The organism is Brevundimonas sp., assembly GCF_013823285.1.
Taxonomy (GTDB): domain Bacteria; phylum Pseudomonadota; class Alphaproteobacteria; order Caulobacterales; family Caulobacteraceae; genus Brevundimonas.
The window spans coordinates 1-15,569 of the sequence record NZ_PNLV01000063.1; the positions used below are offsets into that span (position 1 = coordinate 1).

Annotated in this window: 14 protein-coding genes; 3 read left to right on the forward strand and 11 right to left on the reverse strand. The window is 70.2% G+C overall.

Annotated features, from left to right (window positions below):
* The 3 genes from groL to C0461_RS09855 form a co-directional block, all read right to left on the reverse strand.
* Positions 1-1,573: chaperonin GroEL (gene groL, locus C0461_RS09845; protein WP_292106305.1), on the reverse strand; the 1,573-nt coding region annotated here is incomplete at its 3' end.
* A 53-nt stretch (positions 1,574-1,626) separates the two neighbouring features.
* Positions 1,627-1,914, reverse strand: coding sequence for a co-chaperone GroES (groES, locus tag C0461_RS09850; RefSeq protein ID WP_021698725.1), 288 nt, complete (start codon positions 1,912-1,914; stop codon positions 1,627-1,629).
* Positions 1,915-2,022: 108 nt separating this feature from the next.
* Positions 2,023-3,501 (reverse strand): tetratricopeptide repeat protein, encoded by a 1,479-nt coding sequence (locus C0461_RS09855; RefSeq protein WP_292106307.1) that lies wholly within the window; start codon positions 3,499-3,501, stop codon positions 2,023-2,025.
* A 167-nt stretch (positions 3,502-3,668) separates the two neighbouring features.
* Here C0461_RS09855 and C0461_RS09860 point away from each other — a divergent pair, with 167 nt between their 5' ends.
* Positions 3,669-4,085 carry a YMGG-like glycine zipper-containing protein gene (locus C0461_RS09860; protein WP_292106310.1) on the forward strand — a complete coding sequence of 139 codons (417 nt, stop codon included), beginning with the start codon at positions 3,669-3,671 and terminating at the stop codon, positions 4,083-4,085.
* Between the two features lie 72 nt (positions 4,086-4,157).
* On the opposite strand, the gene pgi is transcribed toward C0461_RS09860, so the two are convergent.
* A complete protein-coding gene (gene pgi / locus C0461_RS09865; protein WP_292106311.1) occupies positions 4,158-5,762 on the reverse strand; it encodes a glucose-6-phosphate isomerase in 1,605 nt (534 codons plus the stop codon).
* 113 nt (positions 5,763-5,875) lie between these two features.
* Between pgi and C0461_RS09870 the strand changes: the two genes are divergently transcribed.
* Positions 5,876-6,322 (forward strand): hypothetical protein, encoded by a 447-nt coding sequence (locus C0461_RS09870; RefSeq protein ID WP_292106313.1) that lies wholly within the window; start codon positions 5,876-5,878, stop codon positions 6,320-6,322.
* A 4-nt stretch (positions 6,323-6,326) separates the two neighbouring features.
* Here the strand turns inward: C0461_RS09870 and C0461_RS09875 are convergent, their stop codons facing one another.
* The 4 genes from C0461_RS09875 to C0461_RS09890 form a co-directional block, all read right to left on the reverse strand.
* Positions 6,327-7,001, reverse strand: a complete 675-nt coding sequence (locus C0461_RS09875; RefSeq protein ID WP_292106316.1) for a thioredoxin family protein — start codon at positions 6,999-7,001, stop codon at positions 6,327-6,329.
* A gap of 30 nt (positions 7,002-7,031) precedes the next feature.
* Positions 7,032-9,173: a protein-disulfide reductase DsbD domain-containing protein gene (locus C0461_RS09880; RefSeq protein WP_363378205.1), complete on the reverse strand. Its 2,142-nt coding sequence runs from the start codon at positions 9,171-9,173 to the stop codon at positions 7,032-7,034.
* An 88-nt stretch (positions 9,174-9,261) separates the two neighbouring features.
* Entirely contained in the window at positions 9,262-10,116 is an 855-nt protein-coding gene (locus C0461_RS09885; protein WP_292106319.1) for an HAD family hydrolase, read from the reverse strand.
* Entirely contained in the window at positions 10,113-12,467 is a 2,355-nt protein-coding gene (locus tag C0461_RS09890; protein WP_292106321.1) for an ATP-binding protein, read from the reverse strand. The genes C0461_RS09885 and C0461_RS09890 overlap by 4 nt, the downstream gene beginning before the upstream one ends.
* A 108-nt stretch (positions 12,468-12,575) precedes the next feature.
* Here C0461_RS09890 and C0461_RS09895 point away from each other — a divergent pair, with 108 nt between their 5' ends.
* Positions 12,576-12,995: a metallopeptidase family protein gene (locus tag C0461_RS09895; RefSeq protein WP_292106324.1), complete on the forward strand. Its 420-nt coding sequence runs from the start codon at positions 12,576-12,578 to the stop codon at positions 12,993-12,995.
* Between the two features lie 12 nt (positions 12,996-13,007).
* On the opposite strand, the gene C0461_RS09900 is transcribed toward C0461_RS09895, so the two are convergent.
* The 3 genes from C0461_RS09900 to tsaD are packed head-to-tail and all read right to left on the reverse strand — an operon-like array spanning position 13,008 to position 15,551.
* A complete protein-coding gene (locus tag C0461_RS09900) occupies positions 13,008-13,397 on the reverse strand; it encodes a Rieske (2Fe-2S) protein (protein ID WP_292106325.1) in 390 nt (129 codons plus the stop codon).
* On the reverse strand, positions 13,397-14,398 hold the full coding sequence (locus tag C0461_RS09905) for an NAD(P)H-dependent glycerol-3-phosphate dehydrogenase (RefSeq protein ID WP_292106326.1): 1,002 nt from the start codon (positions 14,396-14,398) through the stop codon (positions 13,397-13,399). Before C0461_RS09905 ends, C0461_RS09900 begins: the two co-directional genes overlap by 1 nt.
* A 10-nt stretch (positions 14,399-14,408) precedes the next feature.
* Positions 14,409-15,551, reverse strand: a complete 1,143-nt coding sequence (gene tsaD, locus C0461_RS09910) for a tRNA (adenosine(37)-N6)-threonylcarbamoyltransferase complex transferase subunit TsaD (protein WP_292106328.1) — start codon at positions 15,549-15,551, stop codon at positions 14,409-14,411.
* Positions 15,552-15,569 lie beyond the last annotated feature (18 nt).

Genomic DNA, 15,569 nt, shown 5'->3' on the forward strand with positions numbered 1-15,569 from the left:
CGTCCGCCACGGCGGCTTCGGTGGTGATCAGGATGCCGGCCACGGAGGCGGCGTCCTGCAGGGCGGTGCGGACCACCTTGGCGGGGTCGATCACGCCCATCTTCACCAGGTCGCCGTACTCCTCGGTCTGGGCGTTGAAGCCGAACGAGGCGTCCTTGTTCTCCAGCACCTTGCCGACCACGATGGAGCCTTCGACGCCCGCGTTCTCGGCGATCTGCCGGATCGGGGCCTGGATGGCGCGGCGGATGATGGCGATGCCCGCGGTCTGATCGGCGTTGTCGCCCTTCAGGCCTTCAAGCGCCTTGGTGGCTTTCAGCAGAGCGATGCCGCCGCCGGGGACGATGCCTTCCTCGACCGCCGCGCGGGTGGCGTTCAGGGCGTCGTCGACGCGGTCCTTCTTCTCCTTGACCTCGACCTCGGTCGAGCCGCCGACGCGGATCACCGCGACGCCGCCGGCCAGCTTGGCCAGACGCTCCTGCAGCTTCTCCTTGTCGTAGTCCGAGGTGGTGTCCTCGATCTGGCGCTTGATCTGGGCGATGCGGCCCTCGATCGCGTCCTTCTCGCCGACGCCGTCAACGATGGTGGTGTCGTCCTTGGTGATGGTGACCTTCTTGGCCTTGCCCAGCATGTCCAGGGTGACGTTTTCCAGCTTGATGCCCAGATCTTCCGAGATCACCTGGCCGCCGGTCAGGACGGCGATGTCCTCCAGCATGGCCTTGCGGCGATCACCGAAGCCCGGCGCCTTGACGGCCGCGACCCGCAGGCCGCCGCGCAGCTTGTTGACCACCAGGGTGGCCAGGGCCTCGCCTTCGATGTCCTCGGCGATGATCACCAGCGGACGACCCGACTGAACCACGGCTTCCAGGATCGGCAGCATGGCCTGCAGCGAGGACAGCTTCTTCTCGTGGAGCAGGATCAGGGGCTCCTCGAGATCGGCCTCCATCTTGTCGGCGTTGGTGATGAAGTAGGGCGACAGGTAGCCGCGGTCGAACTGCATGCCTTCCACGACGTCCAGCTCGGTCTCGGCGGTCTTGGCTTCTTCAACCGTGATGACGCCTTCGTTGCCGACCTTGTCCATGGCCTTGGCGATCATCTCGCCGACTTCCACGTCGCCGTTGGCCGAGATGGTGCCGACCTGGGCGATTTCCGAGTTGGCCGAAACCTTCTTGGCGTTGGCCTTGATCTCGGCGAGGACGGCGGTGACCGCCTTGTCGATGCCGCGCTTCAGATCCATCGGGTTCATGCCGGCGGCGACCGACTTCAGGCCTTCCTGCACGATGGACTGGGCCAGGACGGTGGCCGTGGTGGTGCCGTCACCCGCCTTGTCGTTCGTCTTCGAAGCGACTTCGCGGATCATCTGGGCGCCCATGTTCTCGAAGGCGTCTTCCAGCTCGATTTCCTTGGCCACCGAAACGCCGTCCTTGGTCGAGCGCGGAGCGCCGAAGGACTTCTGGATGACCACGTTGCGGCCCTTGGGACCCAAGGTCACCTTAACGGCATTGGCGAGGACGTTGACGCCGCGCAGCATCTTGTCGCGCGCGTCGGTGTTGAAATGTACGATCTTGGCGGCCATGGTCGGCAGCTCCTATCTAGATGATTATGTTGGCGAAATCAGACGTCGGGTGCTCAGGAAAGCACGCCCAGGACGTCGGATTCCTTCATGATGATGAGGTCGTCGCCGTCGATCTTCACTTCCGTGCCCGACCACTTGCCGAACAGGATGCGATCGCCGGCCTTCAGCTCCAGGGCGTTGACCTTGCCGCTGTCGTCACGGGCGCCGGGGCCCACGGAGACGACTTCGCCTTCCTGGGGCTTTTCCTTGGCCGTGTCGGGGATGATGATCCCGCCCTTGGTCTTGGATTCTTCTTCCACGCGCTTGACCAGCACGCGGTCGCCGAGAGGACGAAACGCCATCTGTATGATCTCCTTAAAGGATCGAGTTCCTGCCCGGGCCGCGCCTGTTAGCAGCCGCCATGCCCGAGTGCTAATGCAGGCGGGAGATAGGCCCCGGACCCATGCGGGTCAAGGGTTTGGGGGCAGAGAATTTTCTGCGCGCGCCGGGTGGGCCAGGGTCCAGCTGGCCCGGACCTGACGCTCGAACAGGGCTTGGGTCCGGCGCAGGGCGCCTGCCCCCGGGCCTGTGGCGGCGCCGATCCGCTGGAACAGCGCGGCTTCCGCCTCGTCCAGGCGCCGCCGCGCCTCGGCGGCGCGGCCGTCGTCCAGAAGGAAGTCAGCCACCGCCACGGTCTGGCGCATGGCCTCGGGATGCCCCGGCGACAGGCGCGCGCGGGCGATGTCGAGAGTGCGGCCATAGACGGCGTCGGCCTCCGCCTTGCGGTCCAGCTTCGCCAGGGTGTGGGCGTAGCCGTCCAGGGTGGCCAGGATGTCGGGGCTGTCCGTGCCCACGGCGGGCTCCAGCGCCGCCAGGGCCTGCACGAACAGGGGCTCGGCCTCCGCATGCCGGTCCTGATCGCCCAGGATCAGGGCCAGATTGGCGAAGGCGATGCCGGTGAACGGGTGATCCGGCCCGGCCACCTCCACCAGCAGATCGGCCGCACGGCGGAAGACGGGGTCGGCCTCGGGCGAACGGCCGGTCATGCGCAGGTGCCAGCCCAGATTGGTCAGGCACTGGGCCAGAAGCTCATCGTCGCCTGAACTTTCGGCGATGCGCACCGCGCGGCGATAGACCGGTTCGGCCGCATGCTCGCGGCCTCGGCGGCGAAGGATGTTGCCCAGGTTTGACAGGGCGATGGCCACATGGGGATGGTCCGGTCCGTTGGCGGCCTCGTAAACCGTCAGGGCGTCGCGGTAGGCCCGGTCCGCCTCGTCATACCGGCCTTGAGCCTGCAGGCTGACCGCCAGTTGGTTCAGGGCGTCGGCGGTCAGGGAGTCCGCTTCCCCCAGATGCTCGCGGCGCAGGCCCAGGGCTCGGCGCGCATGTCCCTCGGACTCTTCAGCCCGGCCGAGAAAGTCCAGAATGCGGGCCCGGTCGTAGGCCAGAGACGCCTGTCCCGGCCCGTCCAGGCGGTCGCCGCCCAGCGCCCCGGACCGGTCCAGCAGGATCAGGGCCTCGGCGTAGCGTCCCTGATTGGTGCGGATGCGCGCCAGGGACGCGGTGGCCCGGCCCGCCGCCGCATGGGCTTCGGGCCCCGCCGTCTCCAGCTGCGCGGCCGCCTCGGCCAGCACCGCATAGGCGCCGTCCACGTCGCCAAGGGCCAGGTGCGAGCGGGCGGCGTCCGTGAAGGCCTCGGCCGCCCCCGCCGCGTGATTGTTCAGGATCAGGGCCCGGCCCGCCTCGGCGAAAGCGCCGGCCGCCGCCCTGTGATCGCCCGCGTCCCGGCTGTCCCGCGCTGAACGGGCCAGAACCTCCGGGTCCGCCGAGACGGCCACCCGCGACCCCACGCCGGTCTGTGCCCCGGTCTGCGCCAGGATCGGGCGCGCTCCCGCCAACACCAGCAGGCCCGCCGCCAGGACGCACAATGACCGAACGCGAAACCCCATGGGCGCCTCCCGTAACGACGGTATGGCCTGGCCGGACGCGCCGCAAGACTGTCCTCAGCCTGAACGGCGGATGAACGGAGGCCTCCAGGGACGTTCAGGCCGGGTGGGTATGATCAAGCTCACCAGACATGCCGTCCGTTGGCGGACGCGACTGAAAGGAGCCGATCATGCTGAATTTCCGTACTATCGCTGCAGGCGCCGCAGGCGCCTTGGCCCTGACCGCCGCCTCCGCCGCCCCCGTGTCGGCCGATGACCGGGAGCGTCAGGCCCTGATCGGCGCGGGCGTCGGAGCCATAGCGGGCGCCCTGATCGGCAACGGCGACGGCAGCTACATCGCCGGCGGCGCAGTGGCCGGCGCGGTCTTGGGATACGCCACCGCGGACGATGACGACCGCCGCTATTACAGGAACGGGCGCTACTACCGGGATGGCCGCTACTATCGCAACGCCGACGAATGGCGTCGGTACAACCAGCGCTACGACCGTCGCTATGATCGTCGCGCGGACCGTCGGGACTGGCGTCATGATCGCCGCGACGATCGCCGGGACTGGCGACAGGATCGACGCAACGACCGTCGCTGGTAGGCCTACAGGTCGGCGTTAGCTATCTCTCTCCGAGGGGCGGGTCCGAAAGGGTCCGCCCCTTTCGCCTGGCCGTCAGTCGGACAGATGCTCGATCAGGGCTGTGGTCGAGGGATCGTGGGGCCGGGGCTGACCGCTTTCGATCTCGCCCAGGATGGTCCGGGCCATGGCCTTGCCAAGCTCCACGCCCCACTGGTCGAAGCTGTTGATGCGCCAGATGATCCCCTCCACGAACACCTTGTGCTCATACAGGGCGATCAGGGCGCCCAGGGTCTCGGGCGTCAGGCGCTCCATCAGGATGGCGGTGGACGGCCGGTTGCCGGGGAAGGTCTTGTGGGGCGCCAGGCGGTCGGCCTCGGCGGGCGTGTGGCCGGCGGCGATCAACTCGTCCCGCGCCGCTTTCGGCGACTTGCCCATCATCAGCGCCTCGGCCTGGGCCAGGGCGTTGGCCCACAGGGCGGGCTGGGGCCGGTCCTCCTCGTCGCGGGCGATGACTATGAAGTCGGCGGGCACCGTCTCCGGCCCCTGATGCAGCTGCTGGAAGAAGGCGTGTTGGCCGTTGGTTCCGGGCTCTCCGAACACCACCGGGCAGGTCTGGCGCGGGACAGGCGAGCCGTCGTCGCGGATGCGCTTGCCGTTGGACTCCATCTCCAGCTGCTGCAGGAAGGCGGCCAGACGGCGCAGGCGGTGGCCGTAGGGCGCCACCGTTCGCGCCCCGCGTCCCAGTCCGTTGACGTTCCAGATTTCGGCTCCGGCCATCAGCACCGGCGCGTTCCGCTCCAGCGGCGCGTCGCGGAAGTGGGCATCCATGTCCGCCGCCCCGTCCAGCATGCGCTGGAACACCTCCGGCCCGAGGCCGATGGCGCACGACAGGCCCACCGCCGACCACAGGGAGTAGCGTCCCCCAACCCAGTCCCGAAAGGCGAAGGTGCGGCCGCAGCCGAACCGCTCGGCCAGTTGCGGCGCGGCGGTAACGCCGATGAAGTGCCGGTCCAGACCGTCAGCGGGCAGGGCGGCGGCCAGCCACTGGCGGGCCAGCTCGGCGTTGGCCAGGGTCTCCTGGGTGGTGAAGGTCTTGGAGACCACGATGACCAGGGTGGTTTCGGGATCCAGCCCGGTCAGGGTCTGGTCCATTTCGGCCCGGTCGATATTGGCCACGAAGCGGACCTCGACGTCCGGCGCGCGGGGCGACAGGGCGTCCCACACCAGCCGGGGTCCCAGATCGGACCCGCCGATGCCCACATGGACGACGGCCTTGAACGGCTTGCCGGTGGCGCCCGTCTCGTCGCCTGAACGCACGGCGTCGGCATAGTCCGCCATGGCCTTGCGAACCGCCTCCACCTCCCGCGACACCGGTTCGCCCAGGGCGCGATAGTCGCCGCCGGGGCGGGCCCGCAGGGCGGCGTGGAGCACGGCGCGCCCTTCAGTGAAGTTGACCGCCTCGCCCCCGAACAGCCGCGCCCGCGCCGCCTCGATCTCCGCCCCGTGGGCCAGGCCAAGCGCCGCCTCCCACCCCTCTCGGGTCCAGCTCTGCTTGGACAGGTCGATGGTCAGGCCGGCGGCCTCCACCGTCAGGCGCGACAGTCGGTCCGGATCGGCGGCGAACTGATCGACGATGCGCACGCCGCGATCGCGGGCGGCGACGGAGTCAAAGGCGGTCCAAGCGGCGTCGAGATCCATGGCGAGCTCCTTCGCAAGCGGGCGCGATCGAACAGGGTCAACACATCGTTTACGGGCCGCGCGTAAGTCAGGGCAACCGGCATTCCGTCGAATCGCCGCCGAAGGAGCCCGCCATGTCCTGCGGATTGATGATCGCCGCCGCCCTGATGCTGACTGATCCCGCCATGGCGGCCGCATCCGCCTCCACGGCGTCGGTCGAGGCGCCGGTGGCGGGTGAGTCCCTGTTCCAGGACATCGTATCCCGCTCACAAACCCTGAAAGGGGTCGTCGACGGCTGGATCGAGACCGGCTTCGACGCCGCTGCCTTCGCCGGTTTCCGCCAGGACGCCGAGGCCCTGGCCGCGCTGGACATGCAGGGCCATGTCAGCCTGCGCGAACGCAATGTGGACGGCGACCTGAAATGCATCCTGCGCGGCATCGCCGAGGACATGCCGGGCCGCCTTGATGCGGTTCAGAATGCGCCTGACGACCGCGAGCGGGGCGTGGCCCTCAGCGAGCTGTCGCACCTGCTGGACGACAACGCCGCCGTCATCCTCGCTCCGCCGCAGCCGGCCTCCTGAGGGCTCAGGCGGCTTCCGAGCCCTCTTCAAGCTCGTCGGCGTATTTGATCGAACAGCCATAGGGCTGGGCGAACGGAGTCGCCACGGGACGACCGGCTCCGTGGTCCTCCAGCGCTGCGCGTACATAATTGGTCGCGCCGTCCAGCGTCGCAACGTCCGCGCTGGGCCGGTCGTCGATGCCGCCGGTGAAGATGATGCGGCCTTCCTCGTCGATCACGCGCATGTCGGGCGTGGTGACCGCGCCATAGGCCCGACCTGTCTCGCCGGTGGGGTCCGCCAGCAGGTGGGTGAAGCTCGCGTCGTACTCGGCCCGCCAGCCGCGCGCGTCCTCGCCCTCCACATAGCCCTGGGTGCCCGGGGCTGACGAGATGATGGTCAGCCAGACCACGCCGTCCTGGGTCGCCTCCTGCTGAAGCGCCTGCATCGGGCCGGTGTAGTGCTTGCGCACATAGGGGCAGTCCTCGTTGGTCCACTCCAGAACCACCACCCGGCCCCGGAAGTCGGACAGGCTGACCTGTTCGCCCTCGGTGCTGACCAGGGTGAAGTCCGGGGCCATCTGGCCGCCGGCCTCGGCGGTCTCGGTGGTTTCGGCGGCGTCGGCGGGCGCCTCGGCCGGTTGATTGCAGGCCGCCAGAACGAGGGCGGAAGCGGCGGCCATGGCCAGGATGCGGATCTTCATGGGATGGGCTCCTTGGGTGGTCGAAAGGGATCAGGCGGCGTCGTTCAGGGCCTCGGCCACCAGGCCGGGGGTCAGCAACTGGGGCAGGATGCGCGGCGCGTCCGAACCGGGCCTGTAGACCAGGTACAGCGGAACGCCCGAACGCCCGTGCCGCTCCAGCTCCCGGGCGATGGCGTCGTCCCGGAGGGTCCAGTCCGCGATCATGTAGACGGCGCCTGTGGTCTCGACGGCGCTGCGCACGCGGTCGGACGCCAGGGCGGCGCGCTCGTTGATCTTGCAGGTGACACACCAGTCGGCCGTGAAGTTCACGAACACCACCCGCCCTTCGGCCCGCGCGGCCTGAACCGCCTCGGGTGACCACGGCGTCGAGGACAGGGCCGAATCTCCGCCCCCCATCGCCCCGGGAGCGTCCGGCGCGCGGGCCAGGGACGCGCCGGCGCCCGTCAGCCCCACCGCCGCGACCATGGATAGGACGGCGGCCACCGTGCTGGCCGCCCCGCCCCGTCCCTCGGCGCGCGCCGCCTGGCGCCAGCCCCAGAGGAACAGACCCAGCGCCAGCATCAGGGCGCCCGTCATCAGCAGGGCCAGGGACTCCGCCCCGGCCTGGCGGGCGAACACCCACACCAGCCACAGGGCCGCGCCGTACATGGGAAAGGCCAGCACGCCCTTCAGCCGGTCCATCCACGGACCGGGGCGCGGGAACCGCTTCAGAAGGCCCGGCGACAGGCTCACCGCCACATAGGGCAGGGCCAGGCCCAGCCCCAGCATCAGGAAGACCGCCACTGCCATGGGCGCGGGCATGATCAGCGCGGCCCCAAGCGCAAAGGCCATGAAGGGCGCGGTGCAGGGCGCGGCCACCACAACGGCCAGCACGCCGGTGAAGAAAGCCCCGGCTCCGCCCGGCAGGCGCGACAGCCGCCCGCCCGCGCCGCCCTCGGCAAACCCCTGCGCCGCCATGCCCACATTGAACACGCCTGACAGGTTCAGACCGACGGCCAGCATCAGCAAGGCCAGCCCCGCGATCACGCCCGGCGACTGCAGCTGGAAGCCCCAGCCCACCGCCTCCCCCGCGGCGCGCAGTGTGATCAGGGCCACGGCCAGGATCAGGAAGGTGGTCAGAACACCGGCCAGGAACGCCAGTCCGTCACGCCGCGCCTCGCCCGGCTCATGGGCCGAGGCCGACAGGGCGGCCGCCTTCATGGCGAGGATCGGAAACACGCACGGCATCAGGTTCAGGATCACCCCGCCGATCAGGGCGAACAGCGCCGCCTGCAGGAAGACGCCCACGCCGGTGGGCGCCGCGCCCTCGGCCAGGGCGCCCTCGCCGGTGGTTCCCGCCAGCGGCTCGCCCACCTCGGCGATGATCTCCCACGCGCCCCTGGACGTGGACAGCACCCCCGCGATCGGGCTGTTCAGGCCGCCAGTCAGGATCGCCCGCCCGGCCGTCAGGCTCAGGCTCAGGCCGTTTGTCCCGCGCTCGCCGGGCTGGTCGGCCGGATGATCGATGACCCCGCCCTCGAAGGGAAAGAAATAGACGTCGGACAGGCCCTCGTCGGTCAGGGCTTCGCCGGTCACGCTCAGCAGCAGCTCTTCACCCTGCCGCGTCACGCGGGCGGTCAGGTCGCCGGGGCGCGGCGCGGTCTCGAGAATCCGGGCGATGACCGCGCCGTGCGCCCGGTTCAGCGGGGCCTCGCCGTCGTTCACGCGCAGGTCCAGCGTCAGGGTCAGTTGGTCCGGCACGCACATCTGGTCGCTGCACACCATGAACAGGGCGTCCACCGACAGCGACAGGACCGATCCCGGCGCCGCATCGGCCGGAATCTCGATGGGGACCGGCAGGTAGACCTGGTCCGAATAGCCGTAGTTCATCAGGCTCTGCAGCCGCTGCCGCTCGGGCAGGGGCCAGACGATCTCGCCGGCCTCCACCCCGCCCGGCAGGGTCCAGTCCAGCTCGGTGGGGCCGCCGGAATCGCCCGGGTTGCGCCAGTAGGTGTGCCAGCCCGGCTCGATGTCCTGGCGCACGGCCACCACGGCGGTGGAGCCCGGCGCGGCCCACTGGCTCATGGGGACCAGCTCGGCGGCGATGCGCTCGGTGCGCTGCACCTGGGCGTCGGCGGGCAGAGCCGCAAGCCACAGGAACAGACCGATCAGGACAGCCGACAGCGATCGCACGGGCGTTCAGTCTCCACGGGTGTTGCGGTTTCTCTGCGAACCCTAACGATCCCGCCGACAGGCGCAACCGGAACCGGCGCCGCAGGTCCTACTGATCCGCCGGCATGGTCCCGGCGTTGACCGCAATGCGCCCGATCAGCCCCTTGACGATCAGGTCCAGAGGCGAGGCTTCGCGATAGTCGGCGGCGGCCACGAAATTCACCCGGTCCTCGGAGATCAGGGAATAGATCTTGGCCTGATCCCGCTCCGAATTGCGCGGATCATAGACGGCGATGGAGAAGCCGCCCTTGGTGTGCATCATCTTCATGGTGGGCACGTCGGTGTCGCCGTCGCCCAGAAAGATCATCCGGTCGAACGGAATGGGCCGCTCGTCGTCGGGGATGAATTTGTTGATGCGCTCGTGCTCGTAATGGTTCAGCACGCCCTTGTTGATGCGGAACAGGTACTGGGTCTTGGTGGTGTAGTTGACCCCCACCGCCGGCCAGATGGCCACCCCGTGGTCGTCATAGACGAATTTGGACGCGAACACGTGGCGGAAGGCGTCGCGGATCGGGCACCCGTCGATCATCTCCTCCAGGCCGGCCGAGACGATGTAATGCTCGATGTCCAGGCCGTAGCGCGCGCCGAAGGCGTCGATGCGCGCGAACCAGCCGGGGCCCGTCAGGTCGGCCTTCAGCCCGTCGAACAGTTTCACGTCATGGCCGTGCTCCCGCAGCACCTGCCGGGTGATGGGCTGGCCGTTCTCGCGGGCGCGGGCCAACATCAGCTGCATGTACATCAGGATGCCGTCGCCGTCGGCCCGCTCGGTCAGGCTCTGGGCCTCGGCCCAGAAGTCGCCGATATCCATGCCCACCGAGGGGATGAAGCTGACCTCCTGCATGTTGCCGCGCGCCAGGGTGCCGTCGAAATCGTAGATCAGCGCGGTCTTGAGCCGTCTGGTCATGCCCGGCCTTCCTGAAGTTCGAGGCCCAGCTCGGGATGGGCGGCCGCGGGCTGGGCGTCGTGAGGCAGGTGCAGGATGAAGCTGGCGCCCTTGCCCGGCTCGCTCTCCAGCTCGGCCCAGCCCCCGTGCAGTTCGATCAGCGCCTTGACCAGGGCAAGGGCCACGCCGGGCCCGCCCCTCTCGCGCTGGATGTAGCGGTCGAAGACGTGGGCCTGCAGGTGATAGGGGATGCCGTGGCCCGTGTCCGTGACGCGGAACCGCGTCTCCCCGACGCCGCGTGCGGCCTCCAGGGTCACGCGGCCGCCTTCGCCGATGGAGCGGGCGGCGTTGTCCAGTAGATGATCCAGCGCCTGGACCAGCCGCTTCTGATCCGCCCGCACTGCGCCGATCTTCTCCGGGCAGACCACCTCGACCACGCCGCCGCGACCCTCGATCCGCGCCCGCACCCGCTCTGCGCACTGCTCCAGCACGTCGCAGACCTGCACGTCGCCCAGGCTCAGGTCCATCTCGCCCGCGTCGATCTGGGCCATGTCCAGAACGTCGTCGATGGAGCGGGCCAGCTGGTTGGCCGCCACCCGGATGGCCCCGGCGTGCTGGCGCGTCCGATCGTCCAGAAGGCCCTGGGCCTCCAGCAGTTCGGAATAGCCGACGATGGTGGTCAGGGGGGTGCGCAGCTCATAGGAGACGCTGCCGACGAACTGGCGCTTCAGCTCCTGACTCTCGCGCAGGGCCGCCTCGCGTTCGGTCAGGGCCTGCTCCAGCTCCCGCCGGGCGGTCACGTCGGCGAAGGCCACCAGGGTCGCGCCGTCGGGCAAGGGGCGGGTCTGCCAGGCGGCCAGCCTTCCGTCCTCGGTGCGGGTCTCGCCCGACACCGCCACGCGGCTCTCCGGATCGGGATCGGCCACCCGGGCCTTCAGCCCCAGCCACAGGGCCGCATCGGGCGCGGTGCGCTTGCACAGCTCGGCCAGGGAATCGAAATCGCTGGCCTCGCCCAGCTGGTCGGCGGTCACGCCCCAGAAGGTCTCGAAGGCCTCGTTGTGCAGACGCAGACGCCCGTCCGATCCGAACACCGCCACCGCGTCATTCAGCTTGTCGAGGGTGGCGCGCTGCACCTGGATCTGGGCGTTGTAGCGGCTGCGCAGGTCCAGCTCTCCGGTGATGTCGGAGAACAGCAGCAGCACCCCGCCCAGCGGGTGCGGCTGGCGCACCACCCGCAGGGTCCGCCCGTCGGGCAGGGACCAGCTGTCGTCCGGCGCGGCCTCGGTGGCCCCGTAGAACTCCAGCTCGCGGGTCTTCCACGCCGGATAGTCGTCCCGTTCCGGCAACTGGCGGCGCTGGCGCAGGCGGTCCAGCAGCTCGGCGTGGGTCGGCCGGTCGTCGAGCCAGGCCGGATCGATCCCGAACAGCTGCTGGAAGGCGGTGTTGTGATAGGCCAGCCGTTTGGACGGGCCAAAGATGGCGACCGCGTCGGCCAGATGGTTCAGGGTCTCGTCGTGCCCCTCCACATGGCGGCGCAGGGTGTCTCGGGTCTCCTCGGCCTCCGTCACATCCAGGGCGAAGGCCGCCGCGCCAAGGGCTTCCCCGCTCTCAGTCCGGCCCAGCGGCTCGGCGATGATGCGCCAGGCCCGCCGCCGTCCGCCGCCGGAGGTCCAGCGGAACCCTTCCTGTCTCATGCCCAGCCGCGCGGCCTCGGCGATCAGGGCGTCGGCGCCCCGGTCAAAGCCCAGCCCCCGGTCCACGGCGTCGGCCACGCTCTCGGCCTTCACCTCCTCCAGCCAGGCGCGGTTGGCCCACACCAGCCGCCCCGTCCCGTCCACGCGCCACGAGGGAACCGGTGAAAGCTCCGTCAGGGGCTCCGCCTCATCCGCGCCGTCGTGGCTGCGAAGCACCTCGCTGGACAGCTTCAGCCAGGCGGCGCCCGCCGCAGCCCGACCCTGGACCCGGAGAATGCCGCGCGGCGTTCGGGCCAGGAAGTCGCAGGGCGCGCCCTGGGTCCGCAGGCGCTCCAGGCGGTCGGCGTTCTCCGGCGCGCTGGCGGTCAGCGCTGTCAGCAGATCGCCCTCCCGGTCGCCCAGCAGCACGGCCCGCACCCGCTGGATGTCGGCGGGCTCGCCCTGGGGCTCCATGACGCCGCTTTCGCCGTCCGGAGTCAGCGCCAGGTAGATTTCGCCGAAAGCGCCCAGACCCGCGTCGCGGTCAGCCAGGCGCGATTCCAGGGCGGTCTGGCGCGCGTTCGCAGCCGACGCGCGCGTCAGCATGCGGTTTCTCAGCCGCCAGGCCCAGGCGCTGACCGACAGGGCCAGCCCCGCCGCGCCGGCGGCGGCCACAAAAGCGATGTCGGCCTCAGCCATGGTCCTCACCCGCCGATTCGGCGTTCACCATAACCCGTAACGGGCGAAATCCATCACGGTGCGGACCGCTGCATTGCCTCGGCGGCCCGCACGCCCGATATCAGCCCCATGACCGACGCCGAACCCGCCTGGACCGACCAGACCGCCCCCTCCCTGGACGACTTCGCCCGCTTGGCCGAGGCGGCCTTCGCCGGCCTGCCTGAGGGGTTCCGCGCCTTCGCCGGCGATGTGGAGTTCCGTATCCTCGATTTCGCCGATCCCGAGACCCTGTCGGAAATGGGCATGCAGGACCCGTTCGAGCTGACCGGCCTGTATCACGGGGTCGATCTGTCCCAGCGCACCGGCTTCGATCCGTCGCCGACGCCCTCGCGGGTCTATCTGTATCGCCGTCCGATCCTGGACGAATGGTGCGAGCGCGGCGATGTGGGCCTGTCGGAGATCATCGCCCATGTCCTGATCCACGAGATCGGCCACCACTTCGGCCTGTCCGACGACGACATCGACGCTATCGAGGACGGGCTGCGCTGAGGCGCCCGGGCCTCAGGCCGTGCGGATGATCCCGCCCGACGCCTCCACCGGCCAGGGCGTCAGCCGTCCTCCGGCGCAGGGCCCGCCCACGCATTCGCCGGTCAGGGGCTGAAACACAGCCCCGTGCCAGCCGCACAGGATCAGCTCGCCGTCCCGGGTCAGATAGCGGTCCAGTTCGACCGCCAGCGGAAAACCCTGGTGCGGGCAGCGGTCCACCCAGCCGGCCACCTGGTCATCCTTGCGCACCACGAAGCCGTGGAAAAACGCCTCGCCGATCTGCAGCACGAAGGCCCGCGAGCCGGGGTCGGCGATGTCGGTCTCCGCGCACAGGGCCACGCCCGGCGGCGTCTTCCAGACCCGTTTGCGCTCGGGCGGGGTCTCGGGCGGGCGGGTTTCCGCCACTAGTCCGCCTCGACGCGGATCGGCCGGGTCAGAAGATCCTCGATGGCCTGGTCCACGCTCCAGCGTCCGGCCAGCACCTCGGCGGTGGCGGTGCAGATGGGGGCCTCCACCGCCAGCTTCTCGATCAGGTCGCGCACGGCCGGGGCGCTCTCATAACCCTCGGCCACCGACCGCTTGCCGGCCAGCGCCTCTTCCACCGTCCGGCCCCGGCCCAGCGCCAGGCCCAGGCTCATGTTTCGCGACTGGGGGCTGGAGCAGGTCAGCACCAGATCGCCCAGCCCGCACAGGCCGCGCACGGTCTCGGGCCGCCCACCCAGCGCCTCGGCGATGCGGGTGATCTCGGCAAAGCCCCGGGTGATCAGGGCGGCGTGGGCGCTGCGGCCCAGTTCGCGGCCCTCGACGATGCCGCAGGCGATGGCCAGCACGTTCTTGATGGCCCCGCCGATCTCGGCGCCCACCAGATCATCGGCCAGATAGGGGCGGAAGGTGGGAGTGGCGATGGCCGCAGCGATGGCCTTGCCCAGCGCCTCATCCTCGCAGGCCAGGGTCACGGCGGTGGGCAGGCCGCGCGCGACCTCGCCGGCGAAACTGGGGCCGGACAGGACCGCCGACGGCGTGTCGGGCAGGATCTCGGCCAGCACCTCGGTCATCAGCTTCAGCGAGCCGCGCTCGATGCCCTTGGAGCACAGCACCACCGGCGCGCCGCCGCCGGTCTGGTCGCGAAACGCCTCCAGTGTCCCCCGCAGGTGCTGGGCCGGCGGCACGGCCAGGATCAGGTCGCAGCCCTTCAGCTCCGCCATCTCGGTGGTGGCGGCGATGCCGTCCTCCAACGTCACCCCGGGCAGGAACAGGTCGTTGCTGCGCCGCTCACGGATGCTCTCGACCACCTCGGGCTCGCGGGCCTGCAGCGTGGTCTTCAGCCCGGCCCTCGCGCAGACCTGCGCCAGGGCGGTGCCCCAGGCGCCTGCGCCGATCACCCCCGCCGTGCGGAACTCTCCCATGCGTTCTCCCTTACGCCTTCGCGCCTTTGCGGCCTGTCTTGTAGAGCGGGTCGGCCAGGGCCGTCGCCTCGTCCAGCGGCCAGCGCGGGCGCGCCGCCACGTCGATGTCCGAAACCAGACCCAGCGCCAGTCGTTCCGCCCCGGCCAGGGCGATCATGGCGGCGTTGTCGGTGCAATAGGCCAGCGGCGGGGCCAGAAAATCAAAGCCGCGCGCGGTCGACGCGCGCTCCAGCTCGGCCCGTACCGTGCGGTTGGCCGCGACGCCCCCCGCCACCACCAGCAGACGGTGCTCATGCCGTGTCGCATAGTCATCCATGGCCCGCGCCGACCGTTCGGTCAGCTGGCGCGCGATGGCTTTCTGAACCGCGTCGGCCAGATCGGCCCGGTCCTGATCCGTCTCGCAGGTCGCCGCCAGCTTCGCCGCGGCCGTCTTCAGGCCCGAAAACGAGAAATCACAGCCCTTTCGCCCCAGCAGGGCGCGGGGCAGGGCTAATCGGCTCCCGTCTCCGGTCTCCGCCAGCTTTTCCAGCGCCGGGCCGCCCGGATAGCCCAGGCCCAGGGTCTTGGCGATCTTGTCGAAGGCTTCGCCTGCCGCGTCGTCAATGGTGGCGCCCAGCCGGGTCATGTCGCCTATGCCGCGCACCTCCATCAGCTGGCAGTGCCCACCGGACACCAGCAGCAGCAGGAAGGGATAGGGCGCGGGCGCCGCCAGGCGGGCCGACACCGCGTGGCCCTGCAGATGGTTCACGGCGATCAGGGGAATGCCGCGCGCCAGGGCCACCGCCTTGCCGAAACTGAGGCCCACCATGACGCCGCCCACCAGACCCGGCCCGGCGGTCGCCGCCACCGCGTCCAGCCCGTCGAAGCCCACGCCCGACTCCTCCATCGCCCGACGCGCCGTGCCCGCGATGGCCTCCACATGGCTGCGCGCCGCGATCTCCGGCACCACCCCGCCGAAGGGGGCGTGCTCCGCGATCTGGCTGTGCACCACCGAGGACAGCACCTGAACCGTCCCGTCCGGCATCTGGCGCACCACCGAGGCCGCGGTCTCGTCGCAGCTGGTCTCCAGCCCCAGCACGGTCAGGGCGCGCGGCTGAACCGTCTTCGGGGCCGCCGTTGCCGCCGTCGCCTCGCTGCTATAGTCCGCGCCCATGCTCATCGGGTCGAGGTA